This is a genomic window from Streptomyces sp. BPTC-684 (assembly GCF_030028635.1).
Classification (GTDB): domain Bacteria; phylum Actinomycetota; class Actinomycetes; order Streptomycetales; family Streptomycetaceae; genus Streptomyces; species Streptomyces noboritoensis.
The window spans coordinates 4,587,012-4,599,752 of sequence record NZ_CP124863.1; the positions used below are offsets into that span (position 1 = coordinate 4,587,012).

Consider the following 12,741-nt stretch of genomic DNA (forward strand, 5'->3'; position numbering starts at 1 on the left):
GCCGACCCCCATGCCCCGCCTCGCTCTGTACGCCCTCGTCGTCTGCGCCCTCGCGGTCGCCGCCGCTGTGGTCTCCTTCGTCCAGGGCAACTGGACGGGCGTCGTCTGGATCCTGCTCGCCGGGCTCTCCTCCAACATGGCCTGGTACTACCTGCGCAAGGCGAAGGCCGACGCGCGGCGGGCCGCCGCCGTCAGCCGGTGAGCGACGGGATGTCGGGGGTGCCCTGCCAGAAGCGGTAGAGGCGCTGGCCCCAGTAGGTGTCGAACTCGGTGACGCCGAGCCCGCGCAGGATCGAGTGGATCGCGTCGAAGAACACGTTGTTCACCGACGGCAGCCACAGGAACGCGAAGACCGCGAGCAGCCCGAAGGGCGCGAACGGCTCGATCTGGCGGCGGATCCCGTGCGACAGCCACGGCTCGATCACTCCGTACCCGTCGAGGCCCGGGACCGGCAGGAAGTTCAGGATCGCCGCCGTCACCTGGAGCAGCGCCAGGAACGCCAGCGCGTAGCGGAACCCGGCGGGCACGCCGTCCAGCGTGTGCAGCCAGAACGGCGCCGTGCAGACCACCGCGAACAGCACGTTGGTGAGCGGGCCCGCCGCCGCGATCAGGCTGTGCTTCCAGCGGCCCCGGATCCGGCCGTGCTCGATGAAGACGGCGCCGCCGGGCAGACCGATGCCGCCCATGATCACGAAGATGACCGGCAGCACGATCGACAGCATCGCGTGCGTGTACTTCAGCGGGTTGAGCGTCAGATAGCCCTTGGCGCCCACCGAGATGTCGCCGCCGTGCAGCGCGGTGCGGGCGTGCGCGTACTCGTGCAGGCACAGGGAGACGACCCAGGCGCCCGTCACGAAGAGGAAGACGGCGAAGCCCGGCGCGCTGGAGAACCCCGTCCACACCGCCCATCCGGCGACCGCGGTGACGGCGGCGATCCCCAGGAAGACCGGGCTGATCCTCCGGTCGCTGCGGCGCGAGGTGGCGGTGGCCATGTGCGGGGCTCCCGGGGTGGAGGTGCGGTCGGACGGCCCCGACCGTACAGGTGATACCCCGAGAACGTCCGGCGATCCCGTACGAGTTCCACCCCTGGCCACCGGCGCTTGGCCGGGAGTTGGCGGGCGGGGGCACGGGGGCGCCGCACGTCGCGGAGAATGGGGCCGTGCGCTACCGGATTATCGGCACCACCCAGCTGTTGAACCCCGAAGGAACGGCGGTCGCCGTCGGCGGGGCGCGGCTGCGCGCCCTGTTGACGGTGCTCGCCCTGCGTCCCGGCCGTACGGTCCCGGTCGGCCTCCTCGTCGACGAGGTGTGGAACGGCGAGCCGCCCGCCGACGCGGCCGGTGCGCTCCAGGCGCTGGTGGGGCGGCTGCGGCGGGCGGTGGGGCACACCGCGATCGCCTCGGTGGAGGGCGGCGGCTACCGCCTCGACGCCGAGCCGGACGACATCGACCTGTACCGGTTCGAGCGGCTGGCCGGGGACGGGGCCCGCGCCCTGGAGCAGGGCGACCCGGCGAAGGCCCTGACCAGGCTCGACGACGCGCTCGCGCTGTGGACCGGGCCGGTCCTGGCCGATCTGCCCGACCGGACCGCCGAGGCGGCCCGCTGGGAGGCCCGCCGCCTCGACGCCCGCCGGGCCCGCCTCGCCGCGGCCCTGGCCCTCGGCCGGGCCGACGAGGCGCTGCCCGAGCTGGCCGCGCTCTGCGCCGCCCACCCCCTCGACGAGCCGCTGCACGCCCTGCGCATCCGCGCCCTGCGCGCGGCGGGCCGCACGGCCGAGGCCCTCGCCGCGTACGAGGACGTCCGCCGCACCCTCGCCGACCGCCTCGGCGCCGACCCGGGCCCCGAACTGCGGTCGCTGCACGGGGAGTTGCTGCACACGCCCGAAGCGCCTGTTGCCGTCGAGGCGCCCGCCGCCGCCCGTCCCGCCGCCCCCGGCAATCTGCGCGCCCGGCTCACCTCCTTCGTCGGGCGCGAGGCCGACATCGAGGCGATCCGGGGGGACCTGGGCGGCGCCCGCCTGGTGACGCTGCTCGGGCCCGGCGGGGCCGGGAAGACCCGGCTCTCCCAGGAGGCCGCCGAGGCCGTCGGCGCGGCCGGGGACGGCTGGCCCGACGGGGTGTGGCTGGCCGAACTCGCCCCGGTCGCCGACCCGGCGGCCGTGCCCGCCGCCGTCCTCACCTCGGTCGGCGCCCGCGAGACCGTGCTGCACGGCGCCGGCGCCGAGGAGCTGCGGGCCGTCGACCGCACCGGCGGCGACCCGCTCGTCCACCTCGCCGCGCACTGCGAGCGCCGCCGGATGCTGCTGCTCCTGGACAACTGCGAGCACGTGATCGGCGCCGCCGCCGAGCTGGCGGAGTATCTGCTGGCCCGCTGCCCGGGGCTGACCGTCCTGGCCACCAGCCGGGAGCCGCTGGGCGTGCCGGGCGAGCTGGTGCGGCCGGTGGAGCCGCTGCCGGCGCCGGTGGCGCTGCGGCTGCTCGCGGACCGGGGTGCGGCGGCCCGGCCGGGCTTCCGGGTGGAGGACGACCCGGGGGCGGCCGCCGAGATCTGCCGCCGCCTCGACGGTCTGCCGCTGGCGGTGGAGCTCGCCGCCGCCCGTCTCCGCATGCTGACGCCTCGTCAGATCGCGGACCGGCTCGACGACCGGTTCCGCCTCCTGACCAGCGGCAGCCGGACCGTACTGCCGCGCCAGCAGACCCTGCGCGCGGTCGTCGACTGGTCCTGGGACCTCCTTGAGGCCCCGGAGCGCACGGTCCTGCGCCGCCTCTCCGTCTTCGCGGGCGGCTGCGACCTCGCGGCGGCGGAGGAGGTCTGCGCGGACGGCCCGGCCGGTGTCGCCGCCCTCGACGTCGCCCCGCTGCTCGGCTCCCTCGTCGACAAGTCGCTGGTCGTCGCCGCGCCCGGGAACGGCGGCGAGATGCGCTACCGGCTCCTGGAGACCGTCGCCGAGTACGCGGCGGAGCGGCTCGACGGCGCCGGGGACCGGGGCGCCACCGAGCGCCGCCACCTCGTGCACTACCGCGAGCTGGCCCGGACCACCGACCCCGAGCTGCGCGGCGGAGGCCAGCGCGCCGCGGTCGATCTCCTGGAGCGGGAGTACGAGAACCTGCGCACCGCGCTGCGCCGGGCCGTCGACCTCGCCGACGAGCAGGAAGTGCTCTGCATGGTGCACGCGCTGGCCTCGTACTGGCACATGCGCGATCTGCGCGGCGAGTCCCGCCGCTGGTCCGAGGCGGCCGCGGAGCTCGGCCCCGACCCGTTCGCGCCGCCCGCCGAGCCCGCGCCCCCGGTCTTCGCGCGCTGCACCGACAGCCCGCCGCCGATGGAGCCCGAGGTGCTCCAGGAGGCGCGGCGCGGGGTGCGGCTGTTCCTGCTCGTCTCCATGGACCACGCCGCCGACGACTGGACGACGCCCGAGGCGCGGGAGCGCCTGCACACCATCGTGGGCGTCTACCGGCCGGGGCTGCCGCAGACCTGCCGGATGCCCGGCGCGCTCTGGTTCTTCCCGGTGGTCCTGATCAGCGACGTGGACAAGCTCAGGGAACTGCTCGACGCGACCGTGCGGGCCTGTGAGGAGTTCGGTTACGAGTGGGAGCTCGCCAACGCCCTCCAGATGCGGGCCAACGTCCTCGCCAACCGCAGCGACTGGGCCGGTGAGGCGACCCGCGACGCCGACGCGGGACTGGTCATCTACCGGCGCCTCGGCGACGACTGGGGCGCCGCCGAGGCGCTGTCCGCGCGCGGCGAGGCCCGCGAGCGGCGCGGCGAGTACGGGCCGGCGGCCGAGGACTACACCGAGGCCGTGCGGTACGCCGAACGGCTCGGCGCCCAGGCGCAGGTGTCGCTCCTGAAGGCGCGCCTGGCGTCGGTGCTCCTGGAGACCGGCGAGGGCGAGCGCGGCGAGGCGATGCTGCGCGAGATCCTCGCCGCGGGCCGCCAGGCGGGGTACGAGGCGCAGCCCGCCGCCCGGATGTTCCTGGCGATGTGGCTGGGCCGCACCGAGCGGGTCCCGGAGGCCCGGGAGCAGATCGCGCTGATGCTGGAGGAGTTCAAGTCGAGCAACCTCGCGCTCTTCGAGGGCTTCGTGCTCGGCATCCGGGCCTGGCTGGAGAACCTGGAGGGCGCCTACGGCAAGGGCCTGGCGGACGCCCGCGCCGCGCTGGCCCGGGCCGTGGAGCCGATGGCCCGGATGGTCGCGCCCCAGATGATCCCGGTGCACCTGCTCTCCGTCGCCTGGGCGTGGGCGGGCCTCGCGGAACCCGGCGCCGGGAGGGCCGCCGACGCGGCGCGGCTGATCGGCGCGCACGACACCCTGCTGCCGCCGGTCCACTTCGCCACGCCCATGGAGGCGGAGCTGCGGGCGAAGGTGGAGGCGCTGGTCCGCCCGCTGCTCGACGGCGCCGCCTACGACGCCGCGTACGCCGAGGGCGGCGGCCTCTCCCTGGAGGAGGCCGCCGCCCTGGCACAACGCGAACGGGACTGATGTCAACCCTGACGAGCCGTCAGGGTCACGTCCTCTTGCGGAACTTGGCGACCGCCAGCGGGGCCGTGATCGCGGTGATCGCGACCGCCCAGCCCAGCGTCATCAGCGCCGAGTGGGCGACCGGGCCGCCGTTGACCAGGTTGCGGGCGGCGTCGGCGAGGTTGGAGAGCGGGTTGTAGTCCGTGAAGGTCTGCAGCCAGCCCGGCATCGTGGTCGGCTTCGCGAAGATCGACGAGCCGAACTGCAGCGGCATCAGCACCAGCATCGCCACTCCCTGGACGGCCTGGGCCGTCTTCATGGTGAGACCCAGCAGGATGAAGATCCACATCAGCGAGGCGCCGAACACCAGTGACAGGCCGACCGCCGCGAGCAGTTCGAGCACCGAGGTGTGGATGGACAGGCCGAGGATGAAGCCCATGACCAGCAGGATCGAGGTGGCGACGATCATGCGGCCGATCTCGACCACGATCTTGGCGATCAGGACCGACGACCGGGCGATCGGCATGGTCCGGAACCGGTCCATGACGCCCTTCTTGAAGTCGTCGTTGATGCCGGTGCCCACCGCCATCGCGATGTTCAGGCCCTGCATCGCCATCAGGCCCGGGATCAGGTAGTTGACGTACTCGCCCTGGTTGCCCTTGCCGGAGACGGCGCCGCCGAACACGTACACGAACAGCAGCGTGAAGATGATCGGCATGAACACGGCGTCGAACATCGACTCCGGGTCCTGCTTGATCTGGAGCGCGTTGCGGCGCACCAGGGCGCCTATGTGCCGCAGATTGGCGCGCGGGCCGATCCGGCCGTCGGCGTCCGTGACGGGCGGGCGGATGCCGGTCGGCGCCTTCGCGGGGGCCGCCTCGGCGGTGGTGGCGGTGCTCATGCCGCGACCTCCTCGATCGTGTCGTCGCTGTCGGACTCCTGGAGGGTGGGCTTCTGGCCGGTGATGGCCAGGAACACCTCGTCCAGGCTGGGCAGATGGGTACCTATGTGGGCGATGCCGAAGCCGCGGGCGCCCAGCAGGCCGACCACCGCGGTCAGCTGCTCGTCGCTGAGGATCGGCACGTTCAGCAGGCCCTCGTCGGGGACCGCCTGAGTGCCGGAGACCCCGTCGAGACCGGCCTCGGTGATGGCGCGGGCCATCGCTCCCAGCTGACCCGGGTCGGTGGGCCGGATCTGCAGGGTGCGGCCGCCGACCTTCGCCTTCAGCTCGTTGATGCCGCCGTTGGCGATGACCTTGCCGCGGTCGATGACCGTCAGCTGGTTCGCCAGCTGCTCGGCCTCTTCCATGTACTGGGTGGTGAGCAGCACGGTGGCGCCCTCGGCCACCATCCGCTGGACCTCGTCCCACACCTCGTTGCGGGTGCGCGGGTCGAGACCGGTGGTCGGCTCGTCCAGGTAGAGCACGGCCGGGTTGCCGATCATGGAGGCCGCGAGGTCGAGGCGGCGGCGCATGCCTCCCGAGTAGTTCATCGCGGGCCGCTTGGCGGCCTCGGTGAGCGAGAACCGCTCAAGGAGCTCGTCGGCGCGGGCCCGGGCGTCCTTGCGGGACAGATCGAGCAGCCGCCCGATCATGTACAGGTTCTCCCAGCCCGACAGCTTCTCGTCCACCGAGGCGTACTGCCCGGTGAGGCCTATCGTGCGGCGCAGCTGGCGGGGCTGCTTCACCACGTCGTACCCGGCGACGGTGGCGGTGCCGGCGTCCGGCACGATCAGGGTGGACAGGCAGCGGACGAGGGTGGTCTTGCCGGCGCCGTTGGGCCCCAGGACTCCGAGGACCGTGCCCTCGCGGACGTCCAGGTCCACGCCGTCCAGCGCCTTGGTGTCGCCGAAGTGCTTCACCAGCCCCCGCACCGTGACGGCGTTGGCCGCGCCGCCTTCGGGGTTGTTGTCGATTCGCGTCATGCCCCAAAGGTGCCAGCCGCCACCGACAATCCACCGACAGGCGACCTACAGACGCCGACAGCCCGCCGATACCGGAGTACCGACGGGCTGGCGGGCCCCGTCAGGGGCGCGGGGAACTGCGCGACCAGCCCAGGCCGGTCCGCAGTCAAAATTGACCGCATCCCCCAAGCGGCGCGCTTAGTGGAAGGTGTGCTCCTCGGCCGGGAACGCCCCGCCGACAACCTCACCCGCGAACTCCTTGGCCGCATCGCCAAGAACCCGCCGCATATCCGCGTACTGCTTAGTGAAGCGCGGCACCTTCCCCCCGGTAAGCCCCACCATGTCGGTGTAGACGAGCACCTGCGCGTCGCACCCGACACCCGCCCCGATCCCCACCGTAGGGATGTGCAGCGAGCGCGTGATCTCCGCGGCCACCTCGGCCGGCACGAGTTCGAGCACCACCGCGAACGCCCCCGCGGACTCCGCGGCCTTCGCGTCGCGCAGCAGCTGGTGCGCGGCCTCGTCGGAGCGGCCCTGCACCCGGTAGCCCATGGCGTTCACGGACTGCGGGGTCAGGCCCAGGTGGGACATGACCGGGATGCCGGACTGCACGAGCAGCTCGGTCTGGGCCAGCGAGCGCTCGCCGCCCTCCAGCTTGACGGCCCCGACGCCCGTCTCCTTGATCAGGCGGGTGGCGCTGCGCAGCGCCTGCACCGGGCCCTCCTGGTAGGTGCCGAACGGCAGGTCCGCGACGACGAGGGCGCGCTTGGTGCCCCGTACGACGGCGGCGGACAGCATGGCGATCTCGTCGAGCGTGACCGGGACGGTCGTGTCGTAGCCCAGGTGGCAGTTGCCCATCGAGTCGCCCACGAGGAGCACCGGGATCCCGGCCTCGTCGAAGACGGACGCGGTCATCGCGTCGTACGCGGTGAGCATGGGCCACTTCTCGCCCCGGGCCTTGGCGGCGGCGATGTCGTGGATCGTGACGCGGCGCGTGGACTTGCCCCCGTACAGCGCCTTGCTGCTGTCGGAACGTTCTACGGGCGGATTCTGCGCAGCCTTAAGTTGTTGCGTCATCGCAACGGCTCCTGTTCGTCATCTCGAAGCGCCCTGACGGCGTCTCCGGACCACTTCCATGGTGGCATCCCACCCCCGCCGACGGGAAGTGGGTGCCTCAGTCACGCAAATACGTGAGCTTTGAACCACCTGCCTGGCAAATATGCGCGTTTTGTCACAGCCACCCCCTCAACCGTGACCCGCTGGAACCCGGCGCGGCGCCCCGTCGTCATCGAGGCAGTACGGGGACAGGGAAAGCCGCCCTCCATCGCCTAGGGTCATCGAGGCGGCGGAGTGCGAACGGCAAGGCAGTGAGGACGACGGTATGACGCGGGCGTACGTGACGGAGACGGGGAACGGCAGCGCGGAGGGTGAGCGCTCCGGATCCCGGGTCCGGCGCCTGCTCGACGGCTGGAGAGGGGACCCCGGCATCTGGCGGCGGGGTCTGGTCCTGGCCGGGCTCGCGGTGCTGATCGCCCTGGTCATGCTGGTCCACGCGAAGATCCCCAACCGGATCGGCAACCTGGGCAGCCTCACGGAAACCTTCCTGCCGTGGCTCGGCCTCTTCGTCCCGGTGCTCCTCGGCCTCGCCCTGTGGCGCCGCTCGGCGACCGCGCTGATCGCCCTGCTCCTCCCGGCGGTGGTGTGGCTGAATCTCTTCGGCGGGCTGCTCACCGACAAGGAGAGCAAGGGCGGCGACCTGGTCGTCGCCACGCACAACGTGAACGCCGAGAACCCCGACCCGGCCGGCACCGCCCGCGAGCTCATCGCCTCCGGCGCCGACGTCCTCGCCCTGGAGGAACTGCCCGGCGACAAGGTCGGCGCGTACGAGAAGGCGCTGGCCGGGACCTATCCGCACCACTCGGTGCAGGGCACGGTGGGCCTGTGGTCGAAGTTCCCGCTGAGCGAGGCCGAGCCGGTCGAGATCAGGCTGGGCTGGACCCGCGCCATGCGGGCCACCGTGAGCACGCCCGCGGGCCAGGTGAAGGTGTACGTGGCGCACATGCCCTCGGTCCGGGTGAAGCTCAGCGCCGGGTTCACCGCGCGCCAGCGGGACGCCAGCGCGGACGCCCTGGGCGACGCGATCGCGAGCGACCCGCTGAAGAAGGTGGTCCTGCTCGGCGACCTCAACGGCACCATGAACGACCGCGCCCTGAACAACATCACCTCGCAGATGCGCTCCACCCAGGGCGCGGCGGGCAACGGCTTCGGCTTCACCTGGCCCGCGTCGTTCCCGATGGCCCGGATCGACCAGATCATGGTCAAGGGCGTCGAGCCGAAGTCCTCGTGGACCCTGGGCCGGACGCCGAGCGACCACCTGCCGATCGCGGCCCGGCTGAAGATCTGAGGCCCGGGGGCTCAGACCGACTCGCGCCACCGGTTGGTGATCGGCAGCCGCCGGTCCTTGCCGAAGCCCTTCGCGGAGATCTTGGTGCCCGGCGGGTACTGGCGCCGCTTGTACTCGGCGGTGTCGACGAGCCGCAGCGTCCTCGCCACCAGCTCCGCGTCGAACCCCGCCGCCACGATCGCCTCGCGGCCCTGGTCGCGGTCGACGTACATGGCCAGGACCGCGTCCAGGACCGCGTAGTCCGGCAGCGAGTCCGTGTCCACCTGGTCCGGGCGCAGCTCGGCGCTGGGCGGCTTGGTGATCGAGTTCTCCGGGATCGGCGGGACCTCGCCGCGGTCGGCCGCCGCCTTGTTGCGCCAGTTGGCGAGGCGGAACACGGTCGTCTTGTAGACGTCCTTGATCGGGCCGTACGCCCCGACCGAGTCGCCGTACAGGGTCGAATACCCCACCGCCAGCTCGGACTTGTTGCCCGGCGCGAGCACGAGGTGGCCCTCCTGGTTGGAGATCCCCATCAGCATGGTGCCGCGCAGCCGCGACTGGAGGTTCTCCTCGGCGAGCCCGGTGAGCCCGAGCGAGACCATGTAGGCGGTGAACATCGGCTCGATGCTCACCGTGCGCAGGTTGAGGCCGGTGCGCCGGGCCAGCTCGGCCGCGTCGCCCTTGGAGTGGTCCGAGGAGTACTTGGACGGCATCGACACGCCGTACACGTTCTCCGCGCCGACCGCGTCGCAGGCGATCGCGGCGACCAGCGCCGAGTCGATGCCGCCGGACAGACCGATCAGGACGGACCGGAAGCCGTTCTTGGAGACGTACGCGCGCAGCCCCGTGACCAGCGCCGAGTAGACCTCCTCGTCGTCGTCGAGACGGTCCGCCTGGCCTCCGGTGCGCTCCGGCTCGTACGCCGGGACGGGCTCCTCGGAGAGGATCACGTGCTCGATCCGCAGCCCGTCGTCGACGGTCCCGGACGGGACCGGGCCCGCGGCGGGCAGCTCCAGGTCGAGCAGGACACAGCCCTCGGTGAACTGCGGGGCGCGGGCGACGACCTCGCCGTTCCGGTCGACGACGATCGAGTCGCCGTCGAAGACCAGCTCGTCCTGGCCGCCCACCATCGCCAGGTACGCGGTGGTGCACCCCGCCTCCTGGGCCCGCTTGCGAACCAGTTCGAGCCGGGTGTCGTCCTTGTTCTGCTCGTACGGCGAGGCGTTGATCGAGACCAGCAGCCCGGCCCCGGCGGACCGGGTGGCCGGGACGCGGCCGCCGTCCTGCCAGAGGTCCTCGCAGATGGCGAGGGCCACGTCGACGCCGTGCACCCGGATCACGGGCAGGGTGTCGCCCGGCACGAAGTACCGGAACTCGTCGAAGACGCCGTAGTTGGGCAGGTGGTGCTTGGCGTATCTGAGCACCACCTCGCCGCGGTGCAGCACCGCGCCCGCGTTGCGCGGGGCGCCCGCGGGCTGGCCGTAGCGGGGCCGCGCGGCCGACCGGTCGAGATAGCCGACGATCACCGGGAGCTCCCCGAGGCCCTCGGCGGCCAGCCGCGCCGCGAGGTCGGTCAGCGCCTGCCGGGACGCCTCGACGAACGAGGAGCGCAGCGCCAGGTCCTCGACGGGGTAGCCGGTCAGCATCATCTCGGGGAAGGCGGCGAGGTGCGCGCCCTGCTCGGCACAGTGCCGGGTCCAGTGCACGATCGCCTCGGCGTTCGCGGCGATGTCGCCGACGGTCGAGTCGATCTGATTCAGAGCGAGACGTAGTTGAGGCACCCCGCCAGTGTAATCGTCAAAGCGACGCGATGGGGGGTGGAGCGGGGTCGCGGCGCCCCGCTCCACCCCACCGGCGGGGCTACTTCCGGTAGCCGAGGACCGTCATCATCCCGGCCTCCGCGTGGTAGACGTTGTGGCAGTGGACCATCCACAGGCCCGGGTTGTCCGCGTCGAAGTCCACGGTCAGCGTCTGCCCCGGCCGTACGACCGCCGTGTCCTTGCGGGCCCCGCCCGCGCCGCCCGCCAGCGCGAACGTGTGACCGTGCAGATGCACCGGGTGCCACATCGACGTCGTGTTGGCGAAGACCATCCGCACCCGCTCGCCCGCGCGGACCGGGTGGCGCGCGTCCGGCCGGTACGGCTTCCCGTCGAAGGCCCAGTCGTACTTCGCCATCCCGCCGGTCAGCGTCAGCTTCACCGTCCGGTCGGGCGCCTTCGGCGCCAGCGCCACGGACGCGTCCGGCGCCAGCTTGTCGGCCGTGAGCAGCCGCCCGGTCAGCTCCTTGGGCCGTACGGAGGCGGTGGGCGCGGCCCCGCCGCCGGTGCGCAGCACCGCGAGCGCCGCCGCCTTCTTCCCCTCGGCCTGCGCCACCAGCGGGAACACCCCGTCGCCCGCCGTGACCAGCACGTCGTACCGCTCGCCCATGCCGAGCAGCAGCGCGTCCGCCGTCGTGTGCCGGACCGGGAAGCCGTCCGTGTGGGTCACCGTCAGCTCGTGGCCGCCGAGCGCCACGCGGAAGGCGGTGTCCCCGCCCGCGTTGACGATCCGCAGCCGGATGCGCTCGCCCGGCTTGGCGGTGAAGGCGGAAGGGTCCTGTGGCGTACGGCCGTTGACCAGGTAGTACGGATACGCGACGTCGCCCGCGTCACCGCCCAGCGGCTCGCTGGTGGCGCCCATGAGCATGCGGGAGGGACCGGCGGCGCGCGTCGGCGTGTTGCCCATGTCGCCCATATCGCCCATGTCGTGTCCGGAGTGGTCCATGCCGCCCCTGGACCCGCCGCCCATCCCGCCGCGCAGCTCCGCGAGCACCGCGTCCGGCGTCGAGCCGTCCACCCCGTCGACCCAGTCGTCCAGGACGACGACCCACTCGCGGTCGTACGCCAGCGGCTCCTTCGGGTCCTCGACGATCAGCGGGGCGTACAGGCCCCGGTCCTGCTGGACGCCGGAGTGCGGGTGGAACCAGTACGTGCCGGGGTGGGCGACGGCGAACCGGTAGGCGAAGGACGCCCCCGGCGCGACGGGCCGCTGGGTCAGACCGGGCACCCCGTCCATGTCGTTGCGCAGGGCGAGGCCGTGCCAGTGCAGCGAGGTCGGCTCGGGGAGGTGGTTGGCGAGGGTGAGCGCGAGCGTGTCGCCCGCGGTGACCCGCACCTCCTGCCCGGGCAGCTTGTCGCCGTACGCCCAGGATCGGACGGTGCGGCCGCCGCCCAGGTCGAGCGGGGTGGCGGTGGCGGTGAGGCGGACGTTCTTGACGGGCCCGGAGCCGCGCCGGGCCTCGGCGGCGGCGACCTCGGGACCTGCGGGGTCGACGAAGCCGGGGGACGTGGCCGACGGCTTGGAGCCGTGGTCCATGCCGTCCATTCCGTCCATCGAGCCGGAGCCCGAGCAGGCGGCGAGCAGGGCGCCGCCCGCGACGGCGGTGGTGGCGCCGAGCACGGCGCGGCGGGTGGGGTGTGCGGACATGACTGGGTGCACCTCGTGGTGTGGGCATGCGAAGGAGTAGGGGCGCGTGTCCTGCTTCGCGCGCTCCTACTGGCGCAGCACCGACAAGGCGGCGACGGAACTCCCGTAGCGAGGGGGAGGGTTGGGCCAGGGGGGCCGCAGGGTCCGGCCGCGTACGACGGTCGCGCCCGGCGTCCGGCCGCGCGCCGACAGCAGCCGTACGGCGAGCAGGGCGAGGCCCCAGACGCCGAGCACGGCGAGACACACGGACCCGGGGTCCATCCCGCGCATGGGCTCGTGGCGGGGAGCGGCGGCGGCCTGGTGGTGACCGGCGACGGCAGGCGGATCCATGGCCATCGCGGAGTGCTCCGCGGCGGCCGTCGGTGCCGTGTGCTCCGCCGGATGCCCGACCGTGTGCATCGTGAAGATGCCGAAGAGCAGCGCGGCGCAGAGCAGCAGCTGCCCGTACGCCGTCGTCCTCCTCGCGGTCACCATGGACCGCACCTTACCCCCACCCGGTATGGTCCGACGTGCGGGACCCGGGGCACGC

The 12,741-nt window shown here is 73.0% G+C and carries 10 protein-coding genes; 3 read left to right on the forward strand and 7 right to left on the reverse strand.

Annotated elements, in window-relative coordinates:
- The first annotated feature begins 10 nt into the window (after window positions 1–10).
- On the forward strand, window positions 11–202 hold the full coding sequence (locus QIY60_RS20290) for a hypothetical protein (RefSeq protein ID WP_101388078.1): 192 nt from the start codon (window positions 11–13) through the stop codon (window positions 200–202).
- On the opposite strand, the gene QIY60_RS20295 is transcribed toward QIY60_RS20290, so the two are convergent.
- Complete coding sequence (locus tag QIY60_RS20295; RefSeq protein WP_283143691.1) at window positions 192–992, reverse strand: site-2 protease family protein; 801 nt, start codon at window positions 990–992, stop codon at window positions 192–194. The genes QIY60_RS20290 and QIY60_RS20295 overlap by 11 nt on opposite strands.
- 167 nt (window positions 993–1,159) lie before the next feature.
- Here QIY60_RS20295 and QIY60_RS20300 point away from each other — a divergent pair, with 167 nt between their 5' ends.
- Window positions 1,160–4,483 (forward strand): BTAD domain-containing putative transcriptional regulator, encoded by a 3,324-nt coding sequence (locus tag QIY60_RS20300; protein ID WP_283143692.1) that lies wholly within the window; start codon window positions 1,160–1,162, stop codon window positions 4,481–4,483.
- Between the two features lie 25 nt (window positions 4,484–4,508).
- Here the strand turns inward: QIY60_RS20300 and QIY60_RS20305 are convergent, their stop codons facing one another.
- The 3 genes from QIY60_RS20305 to panB all read right to left on the reverse strand — a co-directional run bounded on the left by QIY60_RS20305 (window position 4,509) and on the right by panB (window position 7,441).
- Window positions 4,509–5,363 carry an ABC transporter permease gene (locus tag QIY60_RS20305; RefSeq protein ID WP_283143693.1) on the reverse strand — a complete coding sequence of 285 codons (855 nt, stop codon included), beginning with the start codon at window positions 5,361–5,363 and terminating at the stop codon, window positions 4,509–4,511.
- Window positions 5,360–6,385 carry an ATP-binding cassette domain-containing protein gene (locus tag QIY60_RS20310; RefSeq protein WP_283143694.1) on the reverse strand — a complete coding sequence of 342 codons (1,026 nt, stop codon included), beginning with the start codon at window positions 6,383–6,385 and terminating at the stop codon, window positions 5,360–5,362. Before QIY60_RS20310 ends, QIY60_RS20305 begins: the two co-directional genes overlap by 4 nt.
- Window positions 6,386–6,562: 177 nt before the next feature.
- The gene (gene panB / locus QIY60_RS20315; RefSeq protein ID WP_283143695.1) at window positions 6,563–7,441 is read right to left on the reverse strand and encodes a 3-methyl-2-oxobutanoate hydroxymethyltransferase; all 879 of its coding nucleotides are present in this window, start codon (window positions 7,439–7,441) and stop codon (window positions 6,563–6,565) included.
- A 304-nt stretch (window positions 7,442–7,745) separates the two neighbouring features.
- On the opposite strand from panB, the gene QIY60_RS20320 reads away from it, so the two are divergent.
- On the forward strand, window positions 7,746–8,768 hold the full coding sequence (locus QIY60_RS20320; protein ID WP_283143696.1) for an endonuclease/exonuclease/phosphatase family protein: 1,023 nt from the start codon (window positions 7,746–7,748) through the stop codon (window positions 8,766–8,768).
- Between the two features lie 11 nt (window positions 8,769–8,779).
- Here the strand turns inward: QIY60_RS20320 and QIY60_RS20325 are convergent, their stop codons facing one another.
- The 3 genes from QIY60_RS20325 to QIY60_RS20335 form a co-directional block, all read right to left on the reverse strand.
- A complete protein-coding gene (locus QIY60_RS20325) occupies window positions 8,780–10,528 on the reverse strand; it encodes an NAD+ synthase (RefSeq protein WP_283143697.1) in 1,749 nt (582 codons plus the stop codon).
- Window positions 10,529–10,607: 79 nt separating this feature from the next.
- Window positions 10,608–12,212 carry a multicopper oxidase family protein gene (locus QIY60_RS20330; protein ID WP_283143698.1) on the reverse strand — a complete coding sequence of 535 codons (1,605 nt, stop codon included), beginning with the start codon at window positions 12,210–12,212 and terminating at the stop codon, window positions 10,608–10,610.
- A gap of 66 nt (window positions 12,213–12,278) precedes the next feature.
- Window positions 12,279–12,686 carry a DUF6153 family protein gene (locus QIY60_RS20335; RefSeq protein WP_283143699.1) on the reverse strand — a complete coding sequence of 136 codons (408 nt, stop codon included), beginning with the start codon at window positions 12,684–12,686 and terminating at the stop codon, window positions 12,279–12,281.
- Window positions 12,687–12,741: the final 55 nt, after the last annotated feature.